The organism is Neobacillus sp. SuZ13 (genome assembly GCF_030123365.1).
In the GTDB taxonomy this organism is placed as follows: domain Bacteria; phylum Bacillota; class Bacilli; order Bacillales; family Cytobacillaceae; genus Neobacillus.
This window is the reverse complement of the sequence record NZ_CP126107.1, coordinates 5,716,225-5,741,863: the sequence shown is the minus strand read 5'-3', so window position 1 is coordinate 5,741,863 and position 25,639 is coordinate 5,716,225. Positions and strand designations below refer to the sequence as shown.

At 38.4% G+C, this 25,639-nt stretch carries 29 protein-coding genes, 24 tRNA genes, 1 rRNA gene and 1 pseudogene; 43 read left to right on the top strand and 12 right to left on the bottom strand.

Features of this window, described 5'->3' with window-relative positions:
• Positions 1–70 precede the first annotated feature (70 nt).
• The 26 genes from rrf to QNH17_RS28035 all read left to right on the top strand — a co-directional run bounded on the left by rrf (position 71) and on the right by QNH17_RS28035 (position 3,499).
• A 5S ribosomal RNA gene (gene rrf / locus QNH17_RS28160) occupies positions 71–187 on the top strand.
• A 39-nt stretch (positions 188–226) separates the two neighbouring features.
• Positions 227–301, top strand: a tRNA-Glu gene (locus tag QNH17_RS28155).
• Positions 302–305: 4 nt separating this feature from the next.
• A tRNA-Val gene (locus QNH17_RS28150) sits at positions 306–381 on the top strand.
• A 6-nt stretch (positions 382–387) separates the two neighbouring features.
• Positions 388–463: transfer RNA gene (locus QNH17_RS28145), tRNA-Thr, on the top strand.
• Between the two features lie 20 nt (positions 464–483).
• Positions 484–559: transfer RNA gene (locus tag QNH17_RS28140), tRNA-Lys, on the top strand.
• Positions 560–573: 14 nt separating this feature from the next.
• Positions 574–658, top strand: a tRNA-Leu gene (locus QNH17_RS28135).
• A 14-nt stretch (positions 659–672) separates the two neighbouring features.
• Positions 673–744, top strand: a tRNA-Gly gene (locus QNH17_RS28130).
• A gap of 10 nt (positions 745–754) precedes the next feature.
• Positions 755–843 (top strand) — tRNA-Leu (locus tag QNH17_RS28125).
• Positions 844–865: 22 nt separating this feature from the next.
• A tRNA-Arg gene (locus QNH17_RS28120) sits at positions 866–939 on the top strand.
• 6 nt (positions 940–945) lie between these two features.
• Positions 946–1,022: transfer RNA gene (locus tag QNH17_RS28115), tRNA-Pro, on the top strand.
• A 16-nt stretch (positions 1,023–1,038) separates the two neighbouring features.
• Positions 1,039–1,114 (top strand) — tRNA-Ala (locus QNH17_RS28110).
• Positions 1,115–1,135: 21 nt separating this feature from the next.
• Positions 1,136–1,212 (top strand) — tRNA-Met (locus QNH17_RS28105).
• Positions 1,213–1,228: 16 nt separating this feature from the next.
• Positions 1,229–1,305, top strand: a tRNA-Ile gene (locus tag QNH17_RS28100).
• Positions 1,306–1,324: 19 nt separating this feature from the next.
• Positions 1,325–1,417 (top strand) — tRNA-Ser (locus tag QNH17_RS28095).
• 166 nt (positions 1,418–1,583) lie between these two features.
• Positions 1,584–1,657 (top strand) — tRNA-Met (locus tag QNH17_RS28090).
• Between the two features lie 2 nt (positions 1,658–1,659).
• Positions 1,660–1,733, top strand: a tRNA-Asp gene (locus tag QNH17_RS28085).
• 46 nt (positions 1,734–1,779) lie between these two features.
• Positions 1,780–1,852: transfer RNA gene (locus tag QNH17_RS28080), tRNA-Phe, on the top strand.
• Positions 1,853–1,863: 11 nt separating this feature from the next.
• Positions 1,864–1,948, top strand: a tRNA-Tyr gene (locus QNH17_RS28075).
• Between the two features lie 5 nt (positions 1,949–1,953).
• Positions 1,954–2,027: transfer RNA gene (locus QNH17_RS28070), tRNA-Trp, on the top strand.
• A gap of 15 nt (positions 2,028–2,042) precedes the next feature.
• A tRNA-His gene (locus tag QNH17_RS28065) sits at positions 2,043–2,118 on the top strand.
• 16 nt (positions 2,119–2,134) lie between these two features.
• Positions 2,135–2,209: transfer RNA gene (locus QNH17_RS28060), tRNA-Gln, on the top strand.
• Between the two features lie 20 nt (positions 2,210–2,229).
• A tRNA-Gly gene (locus QNH17_RS28055) sits at positions 2,230–2,303 on the top strand.
• 4 nt (positions 2,304–2,307) lie between these two features.
• A tRNA-Ile gene (locus tag QNH17_RS28050) sits at positions 2,308–2,381 on the top strand.
• 151 nt (positions 2,382–2,532) lie between these two features.
• A tRNA-Asn gene (locus QNH17_RS28045) sits at positions 2,533–2,607 on the top strand.
• 5 nt (positions 2,608–2,612) lie between these two features.
• A tRNA-Arg gene (locus QNH17_RS28040) sits at positions 2,613–2,686 on the top strand.
• A 336-nt stretch (positions 2,687–3,022) separates the two neighbouring features.
• Entirely contained in the window at positions 3,023–3,499 is a 477-nt protein-coding gene (locus QNH17_RS28035) for a hypothetical protein (protein ID WP_283876596.1), read from the top strand.
• Positions 3,500–3,681: 182 nt separating this feature from the next.
• Here the strand turns inward: QNH17_RS28035 and QNH17_RS28030 are convergent, their stop codons facing one another.
• Positions 3,682–3,897, bottom strand: coding sequence for a KGG domain-containing protein (locus tag QNH17_RS28030; protein WP_349632555.1), 216 nt, complete (start codon positions 3,895–3,897; stop codon positions 3,682–3,684).
• A gap of 286 nt (positions 3,898–4,183) precedes the next feature.
• Between QNH17_RS28030 and QNH17_RS28025 the strand changes: the two genes are divergently transcribed.
• Together QNH17_RS28025 and QNH17_RS28020 are read left to right on the top strand one after the other, a co-directional pair.
• Positions 4,184–4,738, top strand: a complete 555-nt coding sequence (locus QNH17_RS28025; protein WP_283876595.1) for a DUF3231 family protein — start codon at positions 4,184–4,186, stop codon at positions 4,736–4,738.
• Between the two features lie 348 nt (positions 4,739–5,086).
• Entirely contained in the window at positions 5,087–5,617 is a 531-nt protein-coding gene (locus QNH17_RS28020; RefSeq protein WP_283879618.1) for a cupin domain-containing protein, read from the top strand.
• Between the two features lie 173 nt (positions 5,618–5,790).
• Here QNH17_RS28020 and QNH17_RS28015 read toward each other — a convergent pair whose 3' ends face one another.
• The 8 genes and pseudogenes from QNH17_RS28015 to QNH17_RS27980 form a co-directional block, all read right to left on the bottom strand.
• Positions 5,791–6,159, bottom strand: a complete 369-nt coding sequence (locus tag QNH17_RS28015) for a MerR family transcriptional regulator (RefSeq protein WP_283876594.1) — start codon at positions 6,157–6,159, stop codon at positions 5,791–5,793.
• Between the two features lie 10 nt (positions 6,160–6,169).
• On the bottom strand, positions 6,170–6,880 hold the full coding sequence (locus tag QNH17_RS28010) for an SDR family NAD(P)-dependent oxidoreductase (protein WP_283879617.1): 711 nt from the start codon (positions 6,878–6,880) through the stop codon (positions 6,170–6,172).
• A 137-nt stretch (positions 6,881–7,017) separates the two neighbouring features.
• Positions 7,018–7,776: pseudogene (locus QNH17_RS28005) on the bottom strand (SDR family oxidoreductase); the annotation flags it as partial.
• Between the two features lie 109 nt (positions 7,777–7,885).
• On the bottom strand, positions 7,886–8,908 hold the full coding sequence (locus QNH17_RS28000) for an aldo/keto reductase (protein ID WP_283876593.1): 1,023 nt from the start codon (positions 8,906–8,908) through the stop codon (positions 7,886–7,888).
• 29 nt (positions 8,909–8,937) lie between these two features.
• The gene (locus QNH17_RS27995; RefSeq protein WP_283876592.1) at positions 8,938–9,132 is read right to left on the bottom strand and encodes an NAD(P)H-dependent oxidoreductase; all 195 of its coding nucleotides are present in this window, start codon (positions 9,130–9,132) and stop codon (positions 8,938–8,940) included.
• Between the two features lie 52 nt (positions 9,133–9,184).
• The gene (locus QNH17_RS27990) at positions 9,185–9,721 is read right to left on the bottom strand and encodes an NAD(P)H-dependent oxidoreductase (RefSeq protein ID WP_283876591.1); all 537 of its coding nucleotides are present in this window, start codon (positions 9,719–9,721) and stop codon (positions 9,185–9,187) included.
• A 107-nt stretch (positions 9,722–9,828) separates the two neighbouring features.
• Entirely contained in the window at positions 9,829–10,476 is a 648-nt protein-coding gene (locus tag QNH17_RS27985) for an SDR family oxidoreductase (RefSeq protein WP_283876590.1), read from the bottom strand.
• Between the two features lie 48 nt (positions 10,477–10,524).
• Positions 10,525–10,959, bottom strand: coding sequence for a MarR family winged helix-turn-helix transcriptional regulator (locus QNH17_RS27980; protein ID WP_133340397.1), 435 nt, complete (start codon positions 10,957–10,959; stop codon positions 10,525–10,527).
• 867 nt (positions 10,960–11,826) lie between these two features.
• Between QNH17_RS27980 and QNH17_RS27975 the strand changes: the two genes are divergently transcribed.
• From QNH17_RS27975 to QNH17_RS27960, 4 genes are all read left to right on the top strand, one after another.
• Complete coding sequence (locus QNH17_RS27975; RefSeq protein ID WP_283876589.1) at positions 11,827–12,375, top strand: hypothetical protein; 549 nt, start codon at positions 11,827–11,829, stop codon at positions 12,373–12,375.
• Between the two features lie 244 nt (positions 12,376–12,619).
• A complete protein-coding gene (locus QNH17_RS27970; RefSeq protein ID WP_283876588.1) occupies positions 12,620–12,931 on the top strand; it encodes a hypothetical protein in 312 nt (103 codons plus the stop codon).
• A gap of 158 nt (positions 12,932–13,089) precedes the next feature.
• Positions 13,090–13,536: a DUF4362 domain-containing protein gene (locus tag QNH17_RS27965; protein ID WP_283876587.1), complete on the top strand. Its 447-nt coding sequence runs from the start codon at positions 13,090–13,092 to the stop codon at positions 13,534–13,536.
• Positions 13,537–13,623: 87 nt separating this feature from the next.
• Positions 13,624–13,887 carry a hypothetical protein gene (locus tag QNH17_RS27960; RefSeq protein WP_283876586.1) on the top strand — a complete coding sequence of 88 codons (264 nt, stop codon included), beginning with the start codon at positions 13,624–13,626 and terminating at the stop codon, positions 13,885–13,887.
• Between the two features lie 27 nt (positions 13,888–13,914).
• Here the strand turns inward: QNH17_RS27960 and QNH17_RS27955 are convergent, their stop codons facing one another.
• Positions 13,915–14,397 (bottom strand): hypothetical protein, encoded by a 483-nt coding sequence (locus tag QNH17_RS27955; protein WP_283876585.1) that lies wholly within the window; start codon positions 14,395–14,397, stop codon positions 13,915–13,917.
• A 126-nt stretch (positions 14,398–14,523) separates the two neighbouring features.
• On the opposite strand from QNH17_RS27955, the gene QNH17_RS27950 reads away from it, so the two are divergent.
• Together QNH17_RS27950 and QNH17_RS27945 are read left to right on the top strand one after the other, a co-directional pair.
• The gene (locus tag QNH17_RS27950) at positions 14,524–14,970 is read left to right on the top strand and encodes a hypothetical protein (protein WP_283876584.1); all 447 of its coding nucleotides are present in this window, start codon (positions 14,524–14,526) and stop codon (positions 14,968–14,970) included.
• Between the two features lie 359 nt (positions 14,971–15,329).
• Positions 15,330–15,800 (top strand): hypothetical protein, encoded by a 471-nt coding sequence (locus QNH17_RS27945; RefSeq protein ID WP_283876583.1) that lies wholly within the window; start codon positions 15,330–15,332, stop codon positions 15,798–15,800.
• Between the two features lie 93 nt (positions 15,801–15,893).
• Here QNH17_RS27945 and QNH17_RS30120 read toward each other — a convergent pair whose 3' ends face one another.
• A complete protein-coding gene (locus QNH17_RS30120) occupies positions 15,894–16,283 on the bottom strand; it encodes a CBO0543 family protein (RefSeq protein ID WP_481858640.1) in 390 nt (129 codons plus the stop codon).
• Positions 16,210–16,401: a hypothetical protein gene (locus QNH17_RS27940; protein ID WP_283876582.1), complete on the bottom strand. Its 192-nt coding sequence runs from the start codon at positions 16,399–16,401 to the stop codon at positions 16,210–16,212. The genes QNH17_RS30120 and QNH17_RS27940 overlap by 74 nt, the downstream gene beginning before the upstream one ends.
• Positions 16,402–16,571: 170 nt before the next feature.
• On the opposite strand from QNH17_RS27940, the gene QNH17_RS27935 reads away from it, so the two are divergent.
• The 9 genes from QNH17_RS27935 to QNH17_RS27895 all read left to right on the top strand — a co-directional run bounded on the left by QNH17_RS27935 (position 16,572) and on the right by QNH17_RS27895 (position 25,629).
• Positions 16,572–19,466 (top strand): Ig-like domain-containing protein, encoded by a 2,895-nt coding sequence (locus tag QNH17_RS27935; protein ID WP_283876581.1) that lies wholly within the window; start codon positions 16,572–16,574, stop codon positions 19,464–19,466.
• Between the two features lie 181 nt (positions 19,467–19,647).
• A complete protein-coding gene (locus QNH17_RS27930) occupies positions 19,648–20,154 on the top strand; it encodes a CBO0543 family protein (protein WP_283876580.1) in 507 nt (168 codons plus the stop codon).
• A gap of 58 nt (positions 20,155–20,212) precedes the next feature.
• Positions 20,213–20,707 carry a CBO0543 family protein gene (locus QNH17_RS27925; RefSeq protein WP_283876579.1) on the top strand — a complete coding sequence of 165 codons (495 nt, stop codon included), beginning with the start codon at positions 20,213–20,215 and terminating at the stop codon, positions 20,705–20,707.
• A complete protein-coding gene (locus tag QNH17_RS27920) occupies positions 20,704–21,180 on the top strand; it encodes a CBO0543 family protein (protein WP_283876578.1) in 477 nt (158 codons plus the stop codon). The genes QNH17_RS27925 and QNH17_RS27920 overlap by 4 nt, the downstream gene beginning before the upstream one ends.
• Before the next feature lie 273 nt (positions 21,181–21,453).
• Positions 21,454–22,173, top strand: a complete 720-nt coding sequence (locus tag QNH17_RS27915; protein WP_283876577.1) for a YveK family protein — start codon at positions 21,454–21,456, stop codon at positions 22,171–22,173.
• On the top strand, positions 22,163–22,861 hold the full coding sequence (locus tag QNH17_RS27910) for a CpsD/CapB family tyrosine-protein kinase (protein WP_283876576.1): 699 nt from the start codon (positions 22,163–22,165) through the stop codon (positions 22,859–22,861). Before QNH17_RS27915 ends, QNH17_RS27910 begins: the two co-directional genes overlap by 11 nt.
• A gap of 88 nt (positions 22,862–22,949) precedes the next feature.
• The gene (locus QNH17_RS27905) at positions 22,950–23,714 is read left to right on the top strand and encodes a tyrosine-protein phosphatase (protein ID WP_283876575.1); all 765 of its coding nucleotides are present in this window, start codon (positions 22,950–22,952) and stop codon (positions 23,712–23,714) included.
• Positions 23,715–24,041: 327 nt separating this feature from the next.
• Entirely contained in the window at positions 24,042–24,935 is an 894-nt protein-coding gene (gene galU, locus QNH17_RS27900; RefSeq protein ID WP_283876574.1) for a UTP--glucose-1-phosphate uridylyltransferase GalU, read from the top strand.
• 19 nt (positions 24,936–24,954) lie between these two features.
• On the top strand, positions 24,955–25,629 hold the full coding sequence (locus QNH17_RS27895; RefSeq protein WP_283876573.1) for a sugar transferase: 675 nt from the start codon (positions 24,955–24,957) through the stop codon (positions 25,627–25,629).
• Positions 25,630–25,639 lie beyond the last annotated feature (10 nt).

Below are 25,639 nucleotides of genomic sequence, written 5' to 3'. Positions count from 1 at the left end.
GGTGAACTCAAAGTTTACAAACTTCTTCTGCATTATCTAGTTTTGAGGGAATGAAACCTCAATTAAATAGTCTGGCAGCAATGGCGAGAAGGTCACACCCGTTCCCATACCGAACACGGAAGTTAAGCTTCTCAGCGCCGATGGTAGTTGGGACACGCGTCCCTGTGAGAGTAGGACGTTGCCAGGCTAGCCCATCTGGGTTATTTTTTTTGTCAACATTTTATCTGGCCCCTTGGTCAAGTGGTTAAGACACCTCCCTTTCACGGAGGTAACACGGGTTCGAATCCCGTAGGGGTCACCATTTTGGAGGATTAGCTCAGCTGGGAGAGCATCTGCCTTACAAGCAGAGGGTCGGCGGTTCGATCCCGTCATCCTCCACCATATTTTGCCGGTTTAGCTCAATTGGTAGAGCAACTGACTTGTAATCAGTAGGTTGGGGGTTCAAGTCCTCTAGCCGGCACCATTTATTTTTTTTGCTTTTTTGAGCCATTAGCTCAGTTGGTAGAGCATCTGACTTTTAATCAGAGGGTCGAAGGTTCGAGTCCTTCATGGCTCACCATTTAAAATTAATATGCGGGTGTGGCGGAATTGGCAGACGCACCAGACTTAGGATCTGGCGCCGCAAGGCGTGGGGGTTCGACTCCCTTCACCCGCACCATTTAATTTTTATATGCGGAAGTAGTTCAGTGGTAGAACACCACCTTGCCAAGGTGGGGGTCGCGGGTTCGAATCCCGTCTTCCGCTCTCTATTTTTGCCGGGGTGGCGGAACTGGCAGACGCACAGGACTTAAAATCCTGCGGTAGGTGACTACCGTACCGGTTCGATTCCGGTCCTCGGCACCACTTTAAATTTAAAATTTTATATGCGCCCTTAGCTCAGCTGGATAGAGTGTTTGACTACGAATCAAAAGGTCGGGAGTTCGAATCTCTCAGGGCGCACTTTAACGGGAAGTAGCTCAGCTTGGTAGAGCACTTGGTTTGGGACCAAGGGGTCGCAGGTTCGAATCCTGTCTTCCCGACCACTCTTTAAAATCATACGGGGTCTTAGCTCAGCTGGGAGAGCGCCTGCTTTGCACGCAGGAGGTCAGGGGTTCGATCCCCCTAGACTCCACCAACAATTTTAAATTGATATTATGGCGGTGTAGCTCAGCTGGCTAGAGCGTACGGTTCATACCCGTAAGGTCGGGGGTTCGATCCCCTCCGCCGCTACCATATATTATTTAAACTTGGACCTTTAGCTCAGCTGGTTAGAGCAGACGGCTCATAACCGTCCGGTCGTAGGTTCGAGTCCTACAAGGTCCACCACTAGTTTTATATTTAATTTGGAGGAATACCCAAGTTTGGCTGAAGGGATCGGTCTTGAAAACCGACAGGCGGGTCATACCGCGCGGGGGTTCGAATCCCTCTTCCTCCTCCATAAATGTTAACCTATTCTAGTTGTCGCGGGGTGGAGCACGTTCGAACTTGCTACTTCGAATCATCTACAGTGCAACGATTGAGCCGCTGCTTGAATAAGCTTTCTGAAATAGGGGCGGTCAGTAACAAAATATGGGGCATGCTCCAAAATTAATAATTTCTATTATCGCGGGGTGGAGCAGTCTGGTAGCTCGTCGGGCTCATAACCCGAAGGTCGCAGGTTCAAATCCTGTCCCCGCAATTGGTCTGGTAGTTCAGTTGGTTAGAATGCCTGCCTGTCACGCAGGAGGTCGCGGGTTCGAGTCCCGTCCAGACCGTACTTTTATCCCCAGTAGGTAACTGCTGTTGATATAGATTTTGTGTGGCTCAGTAGCTCAGTTGGTAGAGCAAAGGACTGAAAATCCTTGTGTCGGCGGTTCGATTCCGTCCTGAGCCACCTTTTTATATGGAGGGGTAGCGAAGTGGCTAAACGCGGCGGACTGTAAATCCGCTCCCTCAGGGTTCGGCGGTTCGAATCCGTCCCCCTCCACCATGTATAGGGGTATAGTTTAAAGGTAGAACGAAGGTCTCCAAAACCTTTGGTGTGGGTTCAATTCCTACTACCCCTGCCAAATGATTCTATAATGGCGGTTGTGGCGAAGTGGTTAACGCATCGGATTGTGGTTCCGACATTCGTGGGTTCGATTCCCATCAGCCGCCCCATTTATTTATAAATTATTGGGCTATAGCCAAGCGGTAAGGCATCGCACTTTGACTGCGACATGCGTTGGTTCAAATCCAGCTAGCCCAGCCATTTTTATTAATTTTGATAGTGCGGGTGTAGTTTAGTGGTAAAACCTCAGCCTTCCAAGCTGATGTTGTGAGTTCGATTCTCATCACCCGCTCCAATATGGGCCTATAGCTCAGCTGGTTAGAGCGCACGCCTGATAAGCGTGAGGTCGATGGTTCGAGTCCATTTAGGCCCATCATATTGTTCCGCAGTAGCTCAGTGAGTAGAGACGAGCAACGCATCATGAATATGCTGCGAGTTGTACACGCCGAGCCGCTTCTTGCGTTACTTACTGAGGTGGGGACATGCTTGTAACATGACTAAGTTTAGGAAACATTATTAATTATTCCGCAGTAGCTCAGTGGTAGAGCTATCGGCTGTTAACCGATCGGTCGTAGGTTCGAGTCCTACCTGCGGAGCCATAAATGCGCCTTTAGCTCAGCTGGATAGAGCATACGCCTTCTAAGCGTAGGGTCAGAGGTTCGAATCCTCTAAGGCGCATAAAAAACTATTGCCTACATGGCATTTTTCAACCTCTTATATCGTTTAGTCAAAATGTCAATATAACGGTCATGTAAGAAATTACACCGATTATTGACTTTAGTGTACTTAACGATATAGGAGGTTTTTTGTTGCGACCAAAAGAAAAGGAATATTAGATAAGGATGGAATCGAAATGGTATCCTCCTTTTTATTATAATTACATAGCATAATTGTGAAGGATTGCACTTAAGCTAACGGAAGCTGTATAGTTGAACATTGGATTTAGTAATTGCAGTATAAAAAACTGAATCACCTTCCAGAAAAATGGTAATTATATGAATAGGGAGGGGTTTAATGATAGGTCTAATTACCGTAATAATTATATTTAATTTTATTGCATTTAAAATCAATAAAAGACTGACATTCAATCAAATTCTTCATATTTGGACATTTTCGGTAGCATTTCAGAGTGTATTTGACGTTTTTGTGGTTTATAAATATGAAGGATATTGGTATTTCGAAAAAAATCAATTAGAGTGGGCAACTATTCTTCCACATTTGCTTGTAATACCACCTGTAAACATAATGTTTTTGAATTGGTTTCCTTTTGGAAGCAAATTTACAAAACAAATTTCTTATATTTTCTTCTTCACAATAGCTATCTTAATTTATGAGTCAATTACATTACTTCCCGAACCTTGGGGTTACTTTAATAATGGTAAGTGGAAATTATGGCATTCAGCTATTATTGATCCAATCCTTTTGCTTATTTTATTAGGTTATTACAAATTGGTATGTACGGCAGAAAACAAAACCAGGACAAGCTTTTAAAAAAGTTTTTAAGATTTCCCAATATGTGAACGATTGTACTTAGAGTAACGAGTGCTTGAGTTAAAAATGGATCGCAGTGGCGGTCTTTTTTTATTCGACTAACGAGGCAGTTTAGTGGTAAAGGACTAGGTGGGGGATAAAAAGAAGAGAGAAGAATTCTCTCCTCCCTTTATAGACAAGCTTTAATCATTATCACGTTGTTCTGCTCGGGCTTTTCCGCCTTTTTTCCCAATTTCCTGATAGAATTCTTTATCGTGGCTTTCAGAGGTGGCTTCTCCGCCCTTGCGCCCGATTTCCTGGTAAAATTCCTTATCGTGAGTACGTGAAGTCGCTTCTCCGCCTTTACGTCCTACTTCTTCCATTGTCATAGTACCTTTGTTATCGTTTTTGTTTGCCATAATAAGATCCCTCCTAGTGAAATTTGGAATTGCTATTTGACTTACATTTGTTATGTACCCGTTCTAGTTTCTCTTAAACATTTTTTAGTTCTTAAATAAGACGGTTCATAGCAACATTGTGAAAAGAAACACTTAAATTAACGGGGTGCATTACTTTAGAAAAGGATGCCTTATTTTTTGCTCCTTTTTTCTTTTTTAGGTTGAAATTTTGCTGGTGTTGACATCTGAATAAAAACCCTTTCTATACAAACAATATTTGTATAGTACCAGCTCAGGAGGGATTCGTATGGTAAATTTATTGGAAACAGTTATTGATGCCATGAAATCACTGACAGTTCAAGACGAAGACCAACCACTTCATGTCGGAGAAGTGATGTCATGCTGGATTTACTTAGCAGGACTAGAATTAGCTAAAGTATCTGTTCAATCAGGTATAAATACCACAACAGATGATGAACTAAAAGCAATACTTGAAGAAGATATGAAATTAGGAACCAGTCAAAGGGAACGCCTCCATGATTTCATGATTAAGGAAGGAATTCCTCTACCTCCTGCACCTGAAGATATGCCAATATCTGACTCTAAAAGTATTCCACTTGGAGTTAAATTAACAGATGATGTCATAGCAAATGAATTATCTTTAAAAATTGTAAGTTTAATTATGCGTTCTGCTGGTGCTGCATCCGAATCGATTCGTACAGATGTTGGTTTATTATTTATTCAGTTTCAAACAGAAAAATTTGCCTTCGCAACTAGATTAAAACATTTAATGCGTAAACGCGGATGGATTAGAGTACCACCTTTTTACGTTCCACCTGGTTCCCCACAACCTTTAAGTTAGGGGGAGGGTAGATAGTACATTAGATAACAGTGAACAATTAATAAAGAGCTAATTAACGAGTCCGATTCTTCAATATGAAGGTCGGTTTTTTCCTATTCCACAAGAAAGTTTGTGAAATGTTGTACTTAAACTATCTGGGTGCAAGAGTTTAAGATTGGGACTGCTGCGCAATCCCTTTTTCTTTTTGAACTAACGTAAGCAGTTTAGTTGAAGATTGTGTTTATCTTTTGTTCAATAGTTCCATTAAATGGACCAACTGTTTTGGGCTAAATTCGCCCTGCACATAAGTACATTCCCATAAATAGTGCATACGATAATTTGTATAAATCTGTGAAGGGATTGAATAAAATGTACTATACCCCTTGGATGTTTCCATACCCATATCATCCTAATGATTATTGTGCTAATGTCCCAATGTATAATAATTATATAAGACAGCCTTACTACTGGAATATATATGATGACCCAAGAAACAAGATAAAAGATTATGGGCGGAAACCTTTTGTAGTCAATATTAATGAGGCTGCGAAGCAAAACAATACTTATCGAACGGCTTTATGGACAGGAAATCATTTGCAAGTTACATTGATGAGTCTTAAAGTTGGTGAAGACATCGGTTTAGAAATTCACCCTAACGTTGACCAATTCTTACGGATTGAACAAGGTCAAGGGATTGTTCAAATGGGCAACAGAAAAGACAATTTAAACTTTGTACAAAATGTTTATGATGATTTTGCCATTATGATACCTGCAGGAACCTGGCATAATGTTACCAATACAGGTAATATCCCTTTAAAACTTTATTCTATATATGCTCCTCCACAGCATCCATTTGGTACAGTTCATGTAACTAAAGCAAATGCTTTAGAGATGGAATAATCCCAGAATATATCTTTTTTACTTAAGGGGACAATATTGAGGAATTAGCTACCGTCGTCCAGCTTTTTTTAATATAAGATATGCTATAGAATGCCTAATTACGGATTTATATTAGATATTCACAAAAAAGACCAGACGTATGTACGTTGGTCTTTTCTGCTTTATACAATCTATTAATGATTTTCATCCATTTCACGTTCAAGTCTTACAATTTTCTGTTGAATTTTTATTAAATTTTCTTCTGAATCACGAATTTGTTGTAGAACATTGATTTCTTGTTGCTTCATCATTTCTAGTCGTTGAGTGATAGTATCTTTACCATCCATTGACCAATCTACAAACTGTTTAATGTCCTTGATTGGCATTCCGGTATTTTTTAAACATAAAATAATTTCCAGAAATTTAAGTGCATCTTCATCAAAAACTCGGTCCCCTTTTTCGGTTCTTTTGAGAAAGGGGAACAGTCCTTGATTATCATAGTAACGTAATTGAGAAATGGATAAATGATTCAGGTTGGCGACTTGTCCAATAGTGTAATTCATAGTAATTCATTTACCAAGGAATGATCCCATTTTGATTCAGAATTTTACCATTATAAATGGTATTACTTACGGCATAATTAACAATAATTTGTGCACCTTCCGCAGGTGTTTTGCCTCCAGGAGCATTGCCGTTAAGGTCAGTAGTGGTAAAACCAGGTGTAACTCCTAGAATTTCAGGACCGTTTGTCCCGAATTCTTTCCCAAAGGCTAATGTTAAAGAATTTACCGCAGTTTTTGATGAATTATAGCCTAATATATTTAGTTGTCCTGCTTGCCCATTGTCAAACATCGTTTGCGAAGCCATATCAGTAGTGACGTTTACAATTTTTCCACGCGGAGATTTTTTTACTAAAGGTAAAAAGGTTTGGATCATCTGAAATGTTCCAAAGAAGTTAACATCAAATCCTTGACGCAGGGTTTCTAATTTTAATTCACTAGGTAAAATACCGAAATCGAGTGCAATCCCAGCGTTATTGATTAACAAATCTAAGTGATCCGTAACTTCAAGGATTTTAATTTTTGAGTTTTGAATGGATTGAGAGTCTGAAATATCTACTTGAACAAAGGAAACATTCGAAAAGCCTAAAGATTGTACAGCTTTTTGTCCAAGTTCTTCATTACGAGCTCCTAAAAAAACGTGATAATTTTTTTCTGCTAATTGACGGACAATCTCATAGCCAATACCTTTATTAGCACCAGTTACAAAAGCGAATTTTGTCATATTTAAATTCCTCCAATGTTTATATTGATTAAATACATTTAAAAAGATACAACCTAAACCAAAGTTTAGGTCAAGTTTTTTTAGAGAAACGATAAAATCCTTTTTATCAAGTGCATATCTCAAAAAACTTGGTGCCGCTAAAAGAGGATTTCAGGCTTGATTAAGCTCATACTGATATCCCATAATTTCCGGGCAGAATCCTGGTCATTTGCCGCTTCAGTCGTTTCTGTTTCTTTACAGTTAACGAAGAATTTACCGCTAACGCCAAGAACATCAGGGGAGGAAGCAAGATAGACTGGTGTAACCGCACCTTTTTTCGGATTAGCTGAGAACGTTTTGAGTATCGTCCGTAGAATCCAAGGCATGTCATGCATAAGATTAGAGCGGATAATTCCTGGATGCAGGCTGTTAACGGTAACACACTTTCCATCAAGCCTCTTTGAAAATTCCTTTGTAAATAAAATTAAACCTAATTTAGTAGGACCTACTGCTCTGAAAAAAGCATAATTTTGTTTGGTCATAAGGTCATCAAAGTTCATTTTAATTCCGTTGTGCTTGGAGGCTACATTAATAATTCGTCCTTCACCACTTGCTTCAAGCGGCTTCAGTAAGAGGTGGGAAAGGATAAAATGGGATAAATAGTTTGTGGCAAACGTGGTTTCAATTCCATCTTCAGTTTCAGAACGTTTTGCTAAAAAGACTGCAGCATTATTAATTAAAACATCTAACTTGTTATACTTTTTATTAAATTGATCTGCTGCTTTTTTGACTGAATGCTGAGATGATAAATCAGCAAGAAGGAGATCTACTTGGGTATTACCTGTTTCTTCAATAATATATTGAATCGCTTTTTTGCCTCGTTCCTCATTTCTGCATAATAGAACAATTGTTGCTCCTTTTTTAGCTAATTATATGGATGTTGCTTTACCAATCCCTGAGTTACCTACAGTAATTAAACAAATTTTCCCCTTCATCTATTTCTCCCCTTCCCCAAGCAATTTAAAATTATTTTTTTTCAATCTTTCCAAATGTTTTTCCATGGATGGCATTTAATACAGATTCAGATGCAAGAAAATCATGTGGGAACCCCAGGTCAATTTTGCTAGCTTCATTTAATTGGGTAAGATGGGTTTCCGAAAGAAGGAAAGCCAAACTTCCAAGATTGTCTTTCATTTGTTCTTCTCGTTTTGCACCAATTAGCGGAATGACAGTACCAGCTTGTTGACGGACCCAGTTTATGGAAACTTGGGCAGGAGAAACTTCTAGTTCTTTTGCGATTTCTTCCACAACTGAAGCAATAGCCCGGTTGCGTTCATTTAAGCGTGCACTTAGAGGTGATAATCTCCCTTTTTCAGCTGAAGGATTACGGTATTTTCCCGTTAGTGCACCGCCAGCCATTGGTGCCCATGCAGTAACCCCAATATCTAAAGCGCGTGCCATTGGTAATAAATCTCTTTCTGGAGTCCGCTGCAACAAATTGTACTCTACTTGCAAGCCGATAAACGGAGTCCAACCACGGAGAGTGGACAACATATTAGCTTGTGAAACAACCCATGCAGGAGTATCCGAGACTCCAACATAAAGGATTTTTCCGGAACGAACTAAATCGTCAAGTGCACGCATTACTTCTTCAACCGGTGTCATGAAATCCCAAGCATGAAGCCAAAGTAAATCAATATAATCGGTCTGAAGCTGTTTTAAGCTCTTTTCAACGGATTGAACAAGATTTTTTCGATGGTTACCGCCTCCATTTGGATCGTGTGGGCGAGTGTTCAGTGTATATTTAGTCGCAACGACAAACTGTTCACGCTTTTCACGAATAAATTCCCCAACATATTTTTCACTTGTTCCATTCGTATAATTGACAGCCGTATCGATAAAATTCCCACCAGCTTCAACGAAAGTATTGAAGATTTTTTTGCTTTCTTCCTTAGAAGCGCCAAATCCCCAGTCTTCCCCAAACGTCATTGTACCTAAAGCTAATTCAGATACTCGTAAGCCGCTTCTTCCTAACAATTTATAATTCATTACAAGACCTCTTTTCTAAAAGTTATTTTTCAAATGACATACCAGCTCTTAGCACTTTCGAGGACTTGTTCGTTCGTTAAGAAGCGTACTCCCTGTTTCGTAAAAGTGGGCAAGAACCGCATGCCGGTCAAGTTGGCTGTTGCCTGAAATGGTTTGGTTAACTCGCTTATGCTGAAATGATTGTATCCGCCAGCTTGATAAGCTTCTTCTGTACACGTAAACAAAAATTATAAAAAGGTATTTCATTGTAAGAAATACCTTTTTTAAATATTTTTATTAAGCTTCAATTAAGGATGGCTGAAGAACGTGATTTACATATGCTTTTGCATTTTCTTCAAGTTGTTCATCTGTGACATGCATAACACCATTCAGCACAAATAACGGCATAAAACGGGTACCTATGAGGTTGCTTGTTTGCTGTAAAGGAGTTGTTAAGGTCTCCATGGTAAAATGATTATAGCCAGTAGGCTGATAAGAATCTTCCGGTCCAAAGGTTGAAATTGCAAGACCTAGTTCTTTACCGTGAAGCTTGTCGCCGCCTTCGCCATATGCCCAGCCGTAAGAGAGCACTTCATCCTGCCATTGTTTTAACAAAGAAGGCGTGCTGTACCAGTAGAATGGAAATTGAAGAATAATACGGTCATGTGATTTTAATAGGTTTTGTTCGTGTGCTACGTTTATTTTCCCGTCCGGATACGCTTGATAAAGCGTATGAATCGTAATTTCTTCGTGTTTTTTTAATTCCTGCATCCAAGTGCGGTTTATTCGAGATTGTTCCAAATTTGGGTGGGTGATAATTACAAGAGATTTCATTAGTAAGTCTCCTTTTGTATATTTTTTTTCTAGTTTTGATTTCACTTATTGTTGTTCTTTCCCTGAAAATTAAATATTTGTACATACAAATGTAATTTTAAAAAATTTTACTTTTCTTCAAAGATAATTTCTGTTTCCGTTTGATTTTCGTACATACTATAAAATGTATTCGCAATATTTTTAGCTGAGAAATAGGTTCCTTCTTGTACAAACCCATTTATCGTTAATGTTCCAACGTAAATTCCTTTAGGGCTCAATTCTTGATGTAAGCTGTATGCTAAATTGCGAATACCTGCTTTTCCAATTGCTAATGAAGCATAGTCAGCATAGGGGTGAAGAGCTAATCCGCCACCGGTTAACAAAATGGTTCCATTTGGCATATAGGGAATTACTTCTTTTACACTAGTAAGAGCTCCAGCTACACTGATTTTAAAATCTTCTACTAATTGCTCAGCGCTTAATGTTGTTGGTTTGCCTGGTCTTCCTGCAGCAGCATTGTATAAAAGTACATCAATTTTTCCATAAGTTTTAATTACCGCATCAATAGCTGTTTTTATAGATTCTACTGAAGAGACATCCCCTGGAAATCCTGTTGCTTCAATCCCATCATTTTTAAGTTCATTTTCATATTTTTGTAATGACTTCATACTGCGGGAAATCAGAGCAACTTTAAAACCTTCTTTTCCGAATTTCCTTGCTGTATTTAAGCTAATCCCTGATCCAGCACCGACAATTAGCAATATTTTTTCTGACATATTTAATCCTCCTAAATATTTGTATATACAAATGAATGGGTAAAAAAATTACAGTTCTCTTTCTAACTTATTGCTCGCTTCATGAAGAGTTTTACTTAAATCTTTACTGAACTCGCGTCCTAAGATTTCGGAATAACTATTAAACAATTCCTTTAAAGAAACCCGAAACTGCAGGTACACCTTTTCTCCTTCTTCAGTTAAAGAAATCAGTGTTTGTTTTCCATCCATTTTTCTGGTGACCAGCTTAAATTTTTCAAGTTTATCAATAAACCTCGTACTTGTGGAAGGTGCAATAGATAACTTATGACATAGTTCCTTCTGTGTGATTTCCGGATGGAACTTCACAATCATTATCATGTAAAGATATGAAGGTGCAAGGTCACCGAAATCAAATGTCTTTTCGGTTAATTTTGTAATGTTACGAGCAAATCGGCTGGCTGTAAAGTAAAGACAATGAATTAATACCTGTTCTTCTTCATTCATTTAATCAAATCCTTTTAATCATTTGCATATACAAATTAACACGAAAGTACATAAAGGTCAACTAAATCATATTTCTTGTTTCCATTGGAGAGACATGAAGGTAGAAGAAGTCAAAACAACAATTCCCAGTCTAGGAGAGATATTAGTTGAGGTATATGCGGTTGGGATAAATCCTGTTGATTATAAAACATTTTAAAATTTTAAAATGCTTTTCTTATAAAAACGGGGGGATGCTTTATTAAGGAATCACCATTCTTGTTTGATTTATGAAGAAGATTGTAAAGTATTGCACTTAAAGTAATGGGTTCCAAGAGTTGAAATCCAGCAGCTGCTTCGACGGCTTTTTTATTGAACTAAAGGGGTAGGAACAGTTCACTCCTGTAAAACTCAAATTGAATTAAAATTTCAGAACCATCCTGTGTTTCAGGATGGTTTATTTTTGCAATAATGGACTTCTGAATAGAGTTAACTTAGAAAAGTGAATAGCTTTTTGTCTTATTCATATTAACCTATTTTTTCAATTAATTTATAATTAAGAATTCATTAATATAGAAAATGCATTTATTTATCGTGCTATATTGTATTTAAATAAAATTGAAGGATATTTTAACTTTAAGTGGTTTGTTTTATAAAAAAATGGAGGCATTTATATGGCTTATTTAGTTTATTTGAACAACGTAGTGATGAAACCGAATGTACAGAATTAATTTAAACGATGTGAAGTATTTTATTTAATCTATCAGGTACTTAAGTAGAAGATGGGGTTTCGGTGACTATGACCAAGTTAAGAATCTAAATGTTGTTTTTAAATTTAAAAATGCAGAAATGTAGTGTAAACACTTATCCTATTTATAGGAGGACAGATCAATGAATACACGGGAAATCAAGGTCCAAAAACAAGGATTGATTCCTATAAAAGAACGAATATTGGTAATCATAACGATTATTGTCGCTGCTTCGATGATGCTTTGGGAACTTAAGGGACTATTACAGCTTTCATTAAACACTCTGCACAGCAGGCAGTTTGAACATACATTTAAAGGTTTTGGCTCCAATGCAAGAATTGCCTTATTTTTTGTACTTGCTTATTATGTGCTTCTTCGTATTATTAGGCTACGTATGCTGAAAGGTCAAAGCAAGGTTAAAAAGTGGTTGTCCACTTTGTTGCGTTATGCCCGAAGATGGCATACTCCAGCAGCAATTATTGCCATCGCTTTTATAATCTTGCATACAGTAACTGTCTTTATGCATGGTTTCAAATTTGATTTTAATAATATAAGTGGATTGCTTTCCTTACTAGTCCTGCTTCCAGTTCCTATATCGGGACTATTTCGATATCAGAGGATGGACCGGAAGTGGCATTTGCGGTCTGGTGTTGCTTTTGCAATTCTATTTTTAATTCATTCTTTTTTATAACCAACATGTTATAAACCGTATTAGAGTTAGAGAAACAGTGTATTGACGTAAATGTAACAATGGGGGAAATAATAAAGTGATTGCTTCGTGATTTTTTTATAAATGCTTCTTGGGTAACTCCTTTTTTGGAGAACAAGATTGTGAAGAATTATACTTAAACAAACGGGCGCGTTTCTTTAATTATTAAAGGTAGATTCTGAGTCACCAGAATGGTCCCCATGTTCTCCTTTAGGAGGTAAGAAAATTGAAAATATCTTATATTCTTGATGTTATCATAGCGATCACAGGCCCTTTGTATGATTGGAGAAGTATTGATACAAGAAGAATTGATACCCATATCCATCAATTGAATAAACAGCTTTGGTTTCAAGAATTGTATCAGGAAGAAAAGTATCGAAAATTGTTTGTGATGAATTATAGAACACGACGATATTTAGATAGTCCGTTTCGGGTAAAGAGATTAATGAATAGTCCAAAAGCTCAGTTACATTTTCTCAAACTGCTTAATAAACAATTGGAGAAGAAGAAGAGAGATCATGACAAACCATTGTGGTGAGGCTATGGCTTGTTCCTTATGAGTTTAGTTATACCAAAGTATTTGAACATCAAGCTGCCATTGGGTAGCTTTATTTTTTTATGAACTAAAGTGAGCGGGATCATTAAATAAACGGAACTATTATCAGGTAATCACGTCTAATTTAATGGAGGTGGGTTATGAAAATAAAAGGTTTATTTGTTTTTTCTACCGTTCTTTTATTAATGCTTTTAATAGGTTGCCAGCAGAGTGACAATCCAAAAAAGCCTTATCGTTCCGAAGAGGCTATAAAGAATGGGGATATCGTTAACGCACACGGAAAAATAAGCAATTTGGAAAAGTTTAATCTGTTTATTGAACATGTGAATAAGGGTGTTAAGGATAAAGTTCGTATAACAAGTTATACCATAGAAGGGGATCCAATTTTCTATAATTTGGATTATAATGGAAAGGAAATAAAATACACATATGACGCTTCTCAGGATAGTTATGGAGCGTCCGGTAAACAAAGTGCCACTTGTTCTGATATTGTAAGTTCAAATAATGAAAATGGAGTGGAGTACCATTTAAGTAAATGTTCCTCGGATGTCGGCAATACGTTTAACTTTCAAGTTCCTAATAATTGATAGAATGCTGGTGTATTCTTTTATACTCCCGAAGGATTAACACGCATATGCTTAATTAGGATAAAATTGAAGGGAGTTATCCCGTACATGCACAGGATAAAATTTATGATTAAACAATTCCTAACAGAACCTTTGTGGTTTAAACTACTAATCTCTACAACTCTGCTTATTTCAATTATTTTTAGCAGCTCATATTATTCCAAGCATGCCTATTTTCAAAGCATTTCCAAAGCAGCTGCTGCTATTTTTTTTATTGCTTATGGTATTAAGATGAGGAGGAGTCGTGTAACAGCTGTTATCCTATTTACTTCCGCTGTTGTATGTATCTATCTAGCCATCCTGGCAATATAAACGGGGACGGTTCACTGTCCCCGTGGTTCACTCACACACATGTTTTATCGCTTTTAGATGTTGAATGTGTATGCCGATATGTCCAATGCCTATTATAATAGAGGATGCGATTAGCCAAATAACTTTACCGTAAATACCTAATAGCAAAAAAGCCATAACAGGTAGACTAGCACCAGGTACGGGGATGCCATAAAAACTGCGATAAAAATTTTCTTCTGTATGTTCATGGGTAAAATATCTAATCCAACTAATCTCGTAAAGGACCATTAGAAAAAAAAAGGCTATTAGCCACCAACTCCATGCTGAAAATGGGGCAAGGTTATAATCGGTAAAAATCAGTATGATACAAGTACAGCACGCTTGCCCCACACGCTCCAACAATACTAATAGTTTGTTTTCCTTGGTAGTGTTATAATCAATTGGCTTATTCCTACTCCAGATGGTGTTTGGAATCCATAACATCAATAAATAGATCAGACCTACATATGAAAATCCTAAATGTCCTAACATATAGAACCCTCCTGATTAGATTCAATCACCTATTATTACTTATTTCACCATTTGTCGGAGGAAGAAGATTGTATAAAAAAGGAAATTACTGTGAATTTTTTCAACTAAATGAGAGAGGGTGTCAGTTTGTCTTCAATTCTAAATTTTCGTTATGCAAAAATAGCTTTATTCATTCTTTTCATATGCTCGCTTTTAGCTGGCTGCAATAGCAAAGAAACAACACCTTTTGAACATAATTATCAGTTTCACGGTGAGTCAACCCATTGGGCGGCAACTATACTGGTTTCAGGAAAAGGCAAGACGTCCACCCATTATGATGAAGGTCAAAGAAGCTTTTTGCTAGAATATAAAGGTGATTATGCGGATATCTCCCATTCAATTGTCAGTTATAACTATAAATCAAGCGGAGGGTCCGAAAGAGGGTCAGAAAGCCCTCCAGGCACCAAATATATACGGACCAGTTCAAAAGGAACTGGCGGCGATATACAGGATAAGGATGAAATTATCAAGGTAACTGTTAAATGGAATGGTAAGGAAGAAATTATTCCTATGAAACTAACGAGTGATAAATAATGGGTGTATCCTGCTCATCCATTTTGAAAATATCTATAAGCTAATGGTACTGGCATGATGGCTTGCTTAAATTAGATCCCCCCTCCTAAATCTGAGGGGGGGTTTTTGCTATTTCAAAGGTATAAATAGATTCTTTCCACTGAGTTTGGTTAGGCTCGGATCCATTAAGGAAGGTAACTAAAAAGGGGTTTGGCGAAATCCCGCAATTGTTTAGCGAAATCCCAGTCTAAATTGGCGGAATCCACACCTCAGCGATGTACCACCAGGACCGTCCCCATGGTCAGAATCGTTGAATAAATGGATGGTTAAAGGGAATTTTGAGAAGACTATAATAAGATAAAAATAAAAGGAGACTATATATGATAAAACTAGTTTTATGGGCTTTCTTTTTATTACCCTGGCTTTCTTTATTCTTTTTGAACAACTCTGCTCTTCGTAGATATATGCCTGTTGCCTTATTTGCAACGGTGATAAATACAATAATGTACCAAGTTGCTTGGACGTATGATTGGTGGAAGTATAAAGAAACTCTTTTTTCTTGGGATAAAGTTGCACAAACACATACAGTTTATGGTGTTTTTTTGGTTGGGACCATATGGATATTTTATTTTACATTTCGTAAATTTTGGATTTACATTGTTGTTAATTTGATTGTAGATTGTATCTATTCATTTGGTTTCAGGGCTTTATGGAAAAAACTCGACATTACAACCAGTGCAGGAAATTTATCGCCGATTGAAGGGATATTAATAATGACAATAATCTCAATCACCCTTTATATTTATCAAATGTGGCAAGAGGGACTTATTGGCGTAAAAAAGGTTACTTAAATACCGGGTACAATAGTTGAACATCAAGCTGCCATTGGGTAGCTTTATTTTTTTAAAAACTAAAGTAAGTTGGATCATGTAACAAGGATATTATCATTTAAGTTTATTAAATTTATCCCTAGCTGCTAATTTGTGTGCTAGAAAGTAAATTAGCGTATAAAACGGTATGGAATAAATAAATTTCCAATTCGTTGGATTATAAATATTAAGAAGTTTAAAAATTGGTTCACCCACAAAAGCAGTAAGAACCCCAAAAATTAGTCCTATAATCCAAGGATTCCTATTATAAAAGTATTGTATTAAAAACATAACAACTACTGGCATAAGTGCAAAATCAAAAGGTATGTAGGATGGAATAACAGGTGTTACCGGTTTTAGATAGTTCCACGCCGAAAGTTGAACACCTATATTATCTAAGGTACTGAAAGTAGAGCAACAAATATCCCTGCATACAAAAAATGGGTTTGGCGAAATAGTAGTCAAAGTCGGCGAAATCCCGCCGCAGTTTGGCGAAATAACTCCTGAAATTGGCGAAATCCAGCCACAGTTTAGCGAAATTCCAGTCCAAACTGACGGAATCCACATCCCAGCGGTGTGCCACAAGATCCGTCCCCCTGGCACCCTCAAAAACCTAGTTCCATCTATTATATAGTTATTAATATTGTTAACGTTTTCAATGAACAACCCAAATTCCACAAATTGGCCTATATAACAATATTTTAAAATAGATTATGATAGTAAAACTAAGAGACTATTAAAAGGGGAAAAGAGATGAGAAAGTTACTGCAGCGTGTGGCGCTAAGTGCGGCACTTCCTCTGCTGGTGTTGCTGGCCTGGGGTCATACGCCGGTCTTTGCGGAAGGCACGGTTATCACAAATTATATTACGGAAGATACAGTGTTCAAAAAGGAGGGATCCCCGTATTATATTAATGCATGGGTGCAGATTGGCAAATATGCGACCCTAACAATTGAGCCGGGGGTCGAGTTAATCAGTAAGCCCGGGACTGGAAATGGGTTCACTGTGTATGGGAAGCTGAGGGCTCTTGGAACAGCGGCAGAGCCGATTAAAATGCAAGGTATGTATATTAGTGCCTGGACGACATGGACCAAAGAGGCGGCCATTCAGTTGGACCATACCGTGGTCAGCAATGCCAACATGGACATTCAAGACTTACAGGTGACAGTGACAAATAGTGAATTTTCAAAGGCAAATCTCTCACTAAGTGGCACCTTTGCAACAATTGAAAATAGTTTCTTTCACGACCAAGCGAAAATCGGTTTTACCTCTACAGGACTTAAACCAGGGAACTTGAGCGTAAAAGGAAATACGTTTATCAATGACGGCTCTGGCTATACGGATGTTAAGCTTAGCCGCAGGGATACAAGTACGGCACCAATGACGATTACCGAAAACAATTTTTTCGGTACGAATCGGCTTGCGGTGAAACTCGATGGGCCATCACCAGGATGGGCAGCAGATGGTACCAATAACTATTGGGGTACCACCGATTCAACGTTAGTGAACCGTTCCGTTTATGATGGCAGTGATCTTGGTTATGGGGATAGACTCAATTATCAGCCATACGCCTATAAGCCTTTTGCCAATGGCTTTCCGATGGGTGCAATGTTAGCCCCACAGGTTAAGCCGATTTCTGACAGCTCAGCAATGGTCAAAGGAACCACAGATGCTGAAGCAACAGTCAACGTATTGAAAAATGGTACCTTCATTGCAGAAGGGAGCACCAAAGCAGACGGTACGTTCGAAATTCCAATCCCCGTCCAAACTGGGGGAACGAATCTTACAATCAGCGTAACAGACAGCTATAAGCGTACAAGTGAAACAAGCATCATCGTTCAAGATGAAACCGCACCAGAAATGCCGCAAATTAATCCAGTGACAGATCAAAGCGAAGTGGTAAGCGGTACATCCGAAGCGAATGCCCTCGTTACTCTAAAAATAAACGACACAGAATTAACAAGGACATCTGATAACAATGGAAACTTCAGCATTCCAATCAGTAAACAAACGGTGGGAACACTCATCGAACTAACAGCCACAGATGCAGCCAAAAATGTAAGTCAACCGGCAAAAGCAATCGTCTTAGATGGAACGCTGCCAGCTAAACTTGAAATCAATGAAGAGCTGACTGATCAAACCATAATGATTTCAGGAAAGGTTGAGCCAGGAACAACAGTGGAAATGCAAGCCGAAGGCAAGATTATCAGCACAGCGACAGCTGGCACAGATGGTGTGTTCACTCTTAATTGGTCTACGCCAATCAAAGCGGGTACACAAGTGGTTGTCACAGCAATCGATCCTGCAAACAATCGCAGTGACGAGTTAACGATAACAGTAAAAGATAAAACAGCACCAGTGCTTACATTAGACTTCGTTTTTCCACCAACAACGACGAACCCAACAGTAAAGGGGACGTCTGAACCTGGTGCAACCATTCAGGTAGTGAAAAACAGTGAAATCATCGCAACGGGTGTTGCAGTAGACAACGGAACATTCAACATCACGATTCCTGCACAAACAAAGGGCACCATCCTTGAGGTCCAAGCAATCGACAACGCAGGCAATACAAGCAGCAAAACCGTCGAAGTTTTAGAAATTGATACAACGCCGCCACCCGCACCAACAGTGGATGACATCAATATCTTTTCGACCGCTGTAACAGGCATCACGGAGCCAAACGTTACCGTAAATGTAATCATATTAGATCAAACCTATACCGGGGAGTCAGACGATAACGGTCACTTTTCTATCACTATTCCCAAGCAGCCGGTAAATAATTCAGTGTTTATCCAGGCGATAGATCAACATGGGAACATGAGTGAAATGGTGGTTAAGGTGGTAAAATCGCCAATCGGCTGGTATGTCGATGCCAATGGCAGCAAATACTACTTCCATTCAACAACCGGAAAAATGACCGTAGGCTGGCTGTCATTGAACGGCAAACGCTACTACTTTGAAACAGATGGCAAATTGAGAACAAATAGCTTCCGAACCATCAGCTCGAAGGTGTATTACTTTAATAAAAACGGTGAAATGCAAACGTACTGGTTAACACTCAATTTGAAAAAGTACTACTTTGGATCGGATGGAGTGCGCCGTACGGGCATCGTGCAAATAGGCACGAAAAAGTATTACTTTGCTAGCGATGGCACCATGAAAACTGGCTGGATCGCACTAAGCAGCAAGAAGTACTACTTCAACAGCGACGGTACCATGAAAACCGGTTGGGCTACACTTAGCGGCAAGAAATACTACTTCAACAGTGACGGCACGATGAAAACTGGTTGGGCCACTCTTAGCGGTAAAAAGTACTACTTCAACAGCGACGGCACGATGAAAACAGGCTGGCTGAAACTCGGCACCAAGAAGTACTACTTCAACAGCGACGGCACAATGAAAACAGGCTGGCTGAAACTCGGCACCAAAAAGTACTACTTCAACAGCGACGGCACCATGAAGACGGGCTGGTTGAAACTCGGCACCAAGAAGTACTACTTCAACAGCGACGGCACCATGAAAACTGGCTGGTTAAAACTTGGCACCAAAAAGTATTACTTCAACATCAGTGGAGTAATGCAAACGGGCTGGGAAACGATTGGCGGTAAAAGATATTACTTTAACTCCAGTGGTGTTAAGGTAAAATAAACAAGAGGGCTGACTCAACTAGGAGTCAGCCTTTTACTATGACTTCAACCATATTTCGGTTATTTTTCTAGCGTTAGGGAAAAATACTTTTAATTAAAAATATATATGTTCAAGGATGGATAGGGGCGAGTGATCGGCCAATTAGCGCTTATGGTCATCTCACCAGTGTGGGAGGAGTACTATGTATGCATTGTTAACCGTAATCCTAATAGGTATGGCGTTTTGGAAGGGTGATTGGCGGCATTGGCAAAAATATATCCTCACCATGTTTTATGTAAGCACCTGTAACCTGCTTTACAATCTCCTCTGTAAAGATCATATGCTTTGGAAACATAGCCCGGAGGTATTTCCAAAATCTCATACTATGGTGGATGTAGTTTTTACCTTTATCAACCTTCCTGCATTGGTCTTGCTCTACCTAAGCCATTACCCCTATTCAAAACCAAGGAGTAAGCAAGCTCTATATATTATGAAGTGGGTCGTGGGTTCGCTGATTGTCGAATATCCTTTTTATAAAATGCATCTGCTGATTCTAAATAATGGCTATGCGTATTGGATGGAGCCATTCTTTTATACCATTATGTATGTGATGATACGCCTCCATTATACAAGGCCGTTACTAACCTACCCCATCTCAGTTGTTATTATTGTGTTTATGCTTCGCTTCTTTGACATATTACTAAAGTAGTTGAGAAGTTCTACAACCTCTAATCGTAAGCAGTAGCCAGTATAGGAGAGTCCTCAATATGTCAGTAGATTACATATTTATTATGGCTATGTGGGTCAGTGGTGTGGTGGCCTATATGTTCTTAACGCCGAAAAACCAATACAGAAAATTACTATTTTCTCTCCTTACTTGTCAGGCACTTTTATGGATAAATTCGCTGGTGCATGTCGAATTCAACCTGCTTGCCTTTCCGGTTCGTGAATTTCCGAAAGCAACAGACTTGCTGATTACAACAGAGTATTTCTTTTACCCGCTCCTTTGTGGGTTATATATCGCCTATGAGCCAAAACGTTCATTTAAAACTCGATTGATCTATCTATCCGTTTGGATTTCCTTCATCACGGTTTATGATGTCATCCTGGTGAAATATACAAATCTGGTGGAATACGTCCACTATGCCTGGTATTTTACATGGATCGATTTCTTTTGTATCTTTGCAGTCACAAACTTGATTTATCAATGGATTTTTAAAAACAAGGAGCTTTTTCGAATCGAACAGGAGGCAGCTGAATGAAACTGGAATGGTGGATACTACTCGGGGTTTGGCTGTTGGCAGTAGGACTGCTTTTTCTCATTCCAAAAAATAAAATTCGTTTAGCCGTGACTGTCTTTTTATTTGCACAGGCGATCACATGGATTTTTGGCCTATTAGTGGTCCAGTTTGATCTTATTTCCTATCCTGTTAGGCTCTTCGCTGATGTCAACCGTGCGAGCTTCACGTATGAATTCTTTGTCTATCCAACAGTCACTGCCATCTTTAATGTATTTTATCCACACTCCTACAAAAAGGTCGTAAAGTTTCTTTACTATAGTGCCTATTGCACGGTACTGACATTACCAGAGGTAGTGATTGAAAAATATACGGATTTAATAGAGTATCACCACTGGACCTGGTATTGGACATGGAGTTCACTGTTTCTAACTTTTATGATGACACGTGGATTTTGTCTGTGGTTTTTCAGGGGGATTTTAAAGGAATTGGATTAATGAGTGAGGGGAAGAGTGTGTTTCTTTAGAGCTAGAAAATGATAACGCTTTCTAGTCCTTTTGAATCAGGAATTAGGAAATGCTTGTATTGAAATTGCTACCAATTATATATTTTCTCTTCATATTTATGTAAAAAAGGTGTTTAATAGATAGAGTAATAATTAATTAGACAACAAAACAAAATAACTGACAAATTATGATATGATAGTCAATGTTTTGTAATAAATGTGATATAATAGAAAATGTTTTGTAACAAACTTTTAGGAGGACGAAATGGAAGAGACTATTAGTTTAAAAGAGCTGCTCGAGACATTGAAAAAACGATTAGTATTAATCGTGTCGATAACTGTAATTGCTGCCATCATAAGTGGAGTGGTCAGTTATTATTTCTTAACCCCGATTTACCAGGCTTCTACACAAATTCTTGTGAACCAAAAGAAAAATGAACAATCATGGAATGAAGTACAAACAAACCTTCAATTAATCAATACCTATAAAATAATCATTACCAGCCCGAGAATATTAGATATTGTTTCTAAAGAACTTGATTTAAACATGACAGCTGCACAGTTAAAAAGAAAGATTACCGTGGGAAACGAAAATGAGTCCCAAATTGTTAACGTTTCTGTTCAGGATGCTGATGCAAAGGTAGCTGCGCAAATTGCCAATAAAACGGTGGAAGTATTTAAAAAAGAAGTTTTCGAAATCATGAATGTCAATAATGTCACCATTTTGTCTGAAGCTGATGTATCTGAAAATCCTTCACCAATTAAACCAAGACCATTAATAAATGTGGCTATTGCAATTGTAGTTGGTTTAATGGCCGGTGTCGTTCTTGCATTCTTACTTGAGTACTTTAATAACACGATTAAAAACGAACAAGATATCGAAAAGCTTCTAGGTCTTCCAATCTTAGGTGTTATTGCAACGATTGATGATCAAAAGATGCAAGAAAGAAAATCTGCAATAAGAGGTGAGACACTTGGCTCTTAAAAAGAAGAAACTAAATAGTAAAGACGCAAGCCGTAAGCTTGTCACAGCACTCGCTCCAAAGTCACCTATTTCTGAACAATACCGAACAATTCGAACGAATATCCAGTTTTCCTCTTTAGATAAAGAATTAAGAGCGATCATGGTTACTTCATCAGGCCCTGCGGAAGGTAAATCGACGACAGCAGCTAACCTTGCAGTTACTTTTGCACAGTTGGGCAAAAAGGTTTTATTAGTTGATACTGACCTTCGTAAACCAACTGTCCACCATACATTTAATATGAATAACTTATTTGGTTTTACAACGGTGTTAACCAAGCAAAAGACACTAGAAAAGACTGTTCTTGAAACACAGGAAAAAGATTTATATATCCTAACGAGTGGCCCGATTCCACCTAATCCTGCTGAACTATTAAGCTCGAAATCAATGGAAGAATTTATTGAAGAAGCAAAGTCTCAATTTGAATATATTATCTTTGATACCCCGCCATTGTTAGCGGTAGCTGATCCGCAGATTCTTGCGAATCAAGTGGACGGTTCAATTATGGTTGTATATAGTGAGAAAACAGAAATTGACCAAGCGAAAAAAGCTAAGGAATTACTGGAACATGCGCAAAGTAAATTACTTGGTGTCGTCTTGAATCATAAAGAAGTCCAAAATGGAAATTATTATTATTATGGTTCTAGGTAACAAATTTCGACAAATTCCGCCCCTAATCCATGTTACTATGATAAATGTCGTTGAAAAATAACAGTTAATTGGAAAGTGTGTGTGACCAATGGTTGATTTGCATAGTCATATATTACCTGGCGTAGATGACGGGGCAAGGGATTTGTCGGAAAGTGTGAACATGGCCAAGAAGGCTGTTGAGCAAGGGATTCATACGATTGTCGCCACACCGCATCATTTGAACAACCGTTATGAAAATCCAAAACAAACCATTATTGAGAGAGTCATAGAGCTAAACCAGGCTTTACAAGAAGAAAAAATTGATTTAAATGTCCTTCCAGGCCAAGAAACTCGAATTTACGGTGAAATGGTTGAAGGATATGAAAAAGGCGAAATCCTACCAATAGATAACACACAATATGTATTGGTAGAGTTTTCGTCTGGCCATGTCCCGAGATACACGGAGAAGTTGTTTTATGATTTGCAGACAAAAGGACTTATTCCGGTGATTGTTCATCCAGAACGGAACCAGGAAATCATTGAACGTCCTGAAATTCTTTATCAGCTTGTGGAAAAGGGAGCATTAACACAAGTTACTGCTGCAAGTATCTGTGGGGACTTTGGAAAAAAGATTAAAAGTTTTTCCCTCCAATTAATCGATGCGAACCTTACTCATTTCATTGCATCGGATGCTCATAATACAATCAACCGTACGTTTAAGATGAGAGAAGCGTACGACATTATAAAGACCAAGTACGGGACTGAGATGGTTTATTTATTCCGAGAGAATGCTGAATTAGTGATTGAGGGCAGTCATGTTTATAAAGAAGTGCCCGAACGAATTAAAAAGAAGCGTTTTTTTAACATCTTTTAACCGATTAAGCCGATAAGTGTTAACAGGTTATCAATTTACACCCTTATCAGGCTAAATTCGCCTGATCGGCGACGCCTCCTATCCGATATCGATGGGGGCACTCGATTGTGCTGTGGGTTCCTTCTGGGACCTTAGACGCCTGTCGTCAAGAGCATGATGTGAGGCCGGGTTAGATGCCCGATTACTAATAAAAAAAATAAATATCTAATGAAAGAATAAGTGTGAAAGCACTTGCAATTCCATTAGATATTTATTTTTTTGCCCCTTTGCTTTAACAAAGGAAAGAGTTCAGTAGATAAACAAAAGAATAATAGTGGAGGAATTAAAGTGAAAAGAGTAAGAAAAGCCATTATTCCAGCTGCAGGGCTGGGGACGAGATTTTTGCCAGCAACAAAAGCAATGCCAAAAGAAATGCTTCCAATTGTCGATAAGCCGACCATTCAGTACATAGTTGAAGAGGCTGTGGCATCTGGGATTGAAGATATTATCATTGTAACGGGTAAAGGAAAACGAGCAATCGAAGACCATTTCGACAACGCTGTGGAGTTGGAACAGAATTTAATAGAGAAAGAAAAGTATGATATCTTGGAACGAGTTCAGTATGCTACAAATCTAGCGGATATCCATTATATTCGCCAAAAGGAGCCAAAGGGTCTTGGACATGCTGTCTGGTCTGCACGAAACTTTATTGGTAATGAACCTTTCGCGGTCCTTTTAGGAGATGACATTGTTCAAAGTGATACTCCTTGCCTAAGACAGTTAATTAATCAATACGAAGAAACGTTTTCTTCTGTAATTGGAGTGCAGCAAGTAGCTGATAATGAAACAAACCGTTATGGAATTATTGACCCATCAAAAAAGGATGGAAGACGTTATCAAGTTAATAACTTTGTTGAAAAACCAAAACTAGGTACAGCTCCTTCTAATTTAGCTATCATGGGTCGCTATATCCTAACCCCAGAAATCTTTATGTTCCTTGACCGTCAGGAAAAAGGTGCTGGTGGAGAGATTCAACTTACAGATGCGATTCAACGCTTAAATGAAATCCAACGAGTATTTGCTTATGACTTTGAAGGCAAGCGCTATGACGTCGGTGAAAAGTTTGGTTTTGTGAAGACAACGATTGAATTTGCTTTGCAGCATGATGACCTCCATGACGACATGCTAGATTACCTAAAAAATCTAGTTTCTTCATTAGAAAAAGAAAAAGTAATGTTATAGAGAGAGGGAAGGGTCGAAAGTGTCGAATCTAGCAAATCAAGATGTTGCCTATTTAGAAAATCAAAAATCGGTTCATGTAAAAAATGGGAAGAGCTATCTTTTGACAAAACGGTTGGTAGATATAATCGGATCTTTATGTGGAATTATTCTTTTAGGCTTCCTTTTTGTTATTTTAGCAATTCTAATTAAAGTGGAAGACCCAAAAGGTACTATCTTTTTCTCTCAAAAACGTGTCGGGTTAAATGGCAAGGAATTTAGGATGTATAAGTTTCGATCTATGGTATCCAATGCAGAAGAAAGATTGGCGGAACTTCTTAAATACAATGAAATAGACGGTGCCATGTTTAAAATGAAGGATGATCCAAGGATTACCAAAGTAGGAAAGTTTATTCGTAAAACTAGCATCGATGAACTCCCTCAATTGTATAATGTGTTGAAAGGTGATATGAGCTTAGTTGGCCCTCGCCCACCACTTCCTCGCGAAGTAGAGCTTTATTCTGAAAATGATAAACAGCGATTAATGGTTACCCCAGGATGTACAGGCCTTTGGCAAGTAAGTGGTAGGAATAGTCTTGGATTTGAGGAAATGGTTGAATTAGACTTAATATATATTCGCAAAAGGACACTCTCATTTGATTTGAAAATTATCTTAAAAACTGTACTGGTATTGTTCGGCAATAAAGATGCGTATTAATTACCCAATC

Coding starts and splice junctions, on each gene's coding strand:
- QNH17_RS28000 (WP_283876593.1), bottom strand. CDS start 8,908: ATGAATTATAAATTGTTAGGAAGAAGCGGCTTACGAGTATCTGAATTA.
- QNH17_RS27975 (WP_283876589.1), top strand. CDS start 11,827: ATGAATACACGGGAAATCAAGGTCCAAAAACAAGGATTGATTCCTATA.
- QNH17_RS28015 (WP_283876594.1), bottom strand. CDS start 6,159: ATGAATTACACTATTGGACAAGTCGCCAACCTGAATCATTTATCCATT.
- QNH17_RS27935 (WP_283876581.1), top strand. CDS start 16,572: ATGAGAAAGTTACTGCAGCGTGTGGCGCTAAGTGCGGCACTTCCTCTG.
- QNH17_RS27925 (WP_283876579.1), top strand. CDS start 20,213: ATGTCAGTAGATTACATATTTATTATGGCTATGTGGGTCAGTGGTGTG.
- QNH17_RS28030 (WP_349632555.1), bottom strand. CDS start 3,897: ATGGCAAACAAAAACGATAACAAAGGTACTATGACAATGGAAGAAGTA.
- QNH17_RS27960 (WP_283876586.1), top strand. CDS start 13,624: ATGCACAGGATAAAATTTATGATTAAACAATTCCTAACAGAACCTTTG.
- QNH17_RS28025 (WP_283876595.1), top strand. CDS start 4,184: ATGGTAAATTTATTGGAAACAGTTATTGATGCCATGAAATCACTGACA.
- QNH17_RS27985 (WP_283876590.1), bottom strand. CDS start 10,476: ATGTCAGAAAAAATATTGCTAATTGTCGGTGCTGGATCAGGGATTAGC.
- QNH17_RS28020 (WP_283879618.1), top strand. CDS start 5,087: ATGTACTATACCCCTTGGATGTTTCCATACCCATATCATCCTAATGAT.
- QNH17_RS27980 (WP_133340397.1), bottom strand. CDS start 10,959: ATGAATGAAGAAGAACAGGTATTAATTCATTGTCTTTACTTTACAGCC.
- QNH17_RS27945 (WP_283876583.1), top strand. CDS start 15,330: ATGATAAAACTAGTTTTATGGGCTTTCTTTTTATTACCCTGGCTTTCT.
- QNH17_RS27955 (WP_283876585.1), bottom strand. CDS start 14,397: ATGTTAGGACATTTAGGATTTTCATATGTAGGTCTGATCTATTTATTG.
- QNH17_RS27965 (WP_283876587.1), top strand. CDS start 13,090: ATGAAAATAAAAGGTTTATTTGTTTTTTCTACCGTTCTTTTATTAATG.
- QNH17_RS27915 (WP_283876577.1), top strand. CDS start 21,454: ATGGAAGAGACTATTAGTTTAAAAGAGCTGCTCGAGACATTGAAAAAA.
- QNH17_RS28010 (WP_283879617.1), bottom strand. CDS start 6,880: ATGACAAAATTCGCTTTTGTAACTGGTGCTAATAAAGGTATTGGCTAT.
- QNH17_RS28035 (WP_283876596.1), top strand. CDS start 3,023: ATGATAGGTCTAATTACCGTAATAATTATATTTAATTTTATTGCATTT.
- QNH17_RS27905 (WP_283876575.1), top strand. CDS start 22,950: ATGGTTGATTTGCATAGTCATATATTACCTGGCGTAGATGACGGGGCA.
- QNH17_RS27930 (WP_283876580.1), top strand. CDS start 19,648: ATGTATGCATTGTTAACCGTAATCCTAATAGGTATGGCGTTTTGGAAG.
- QNH17_RS27990 (WP_283876591.1), bottom strand. CDS start 9,721: ATGAAATCTCTTGTAATTATCACCCACCCAAATTTGGAACAATCTCGA.
- QNH17_RS27920 (WP_283876578.1), top strand. CDS start 20,704: ATGAAACTGGAATGGTGGATACTACTCGGGGTTTGGCTGTTGGCAGTA.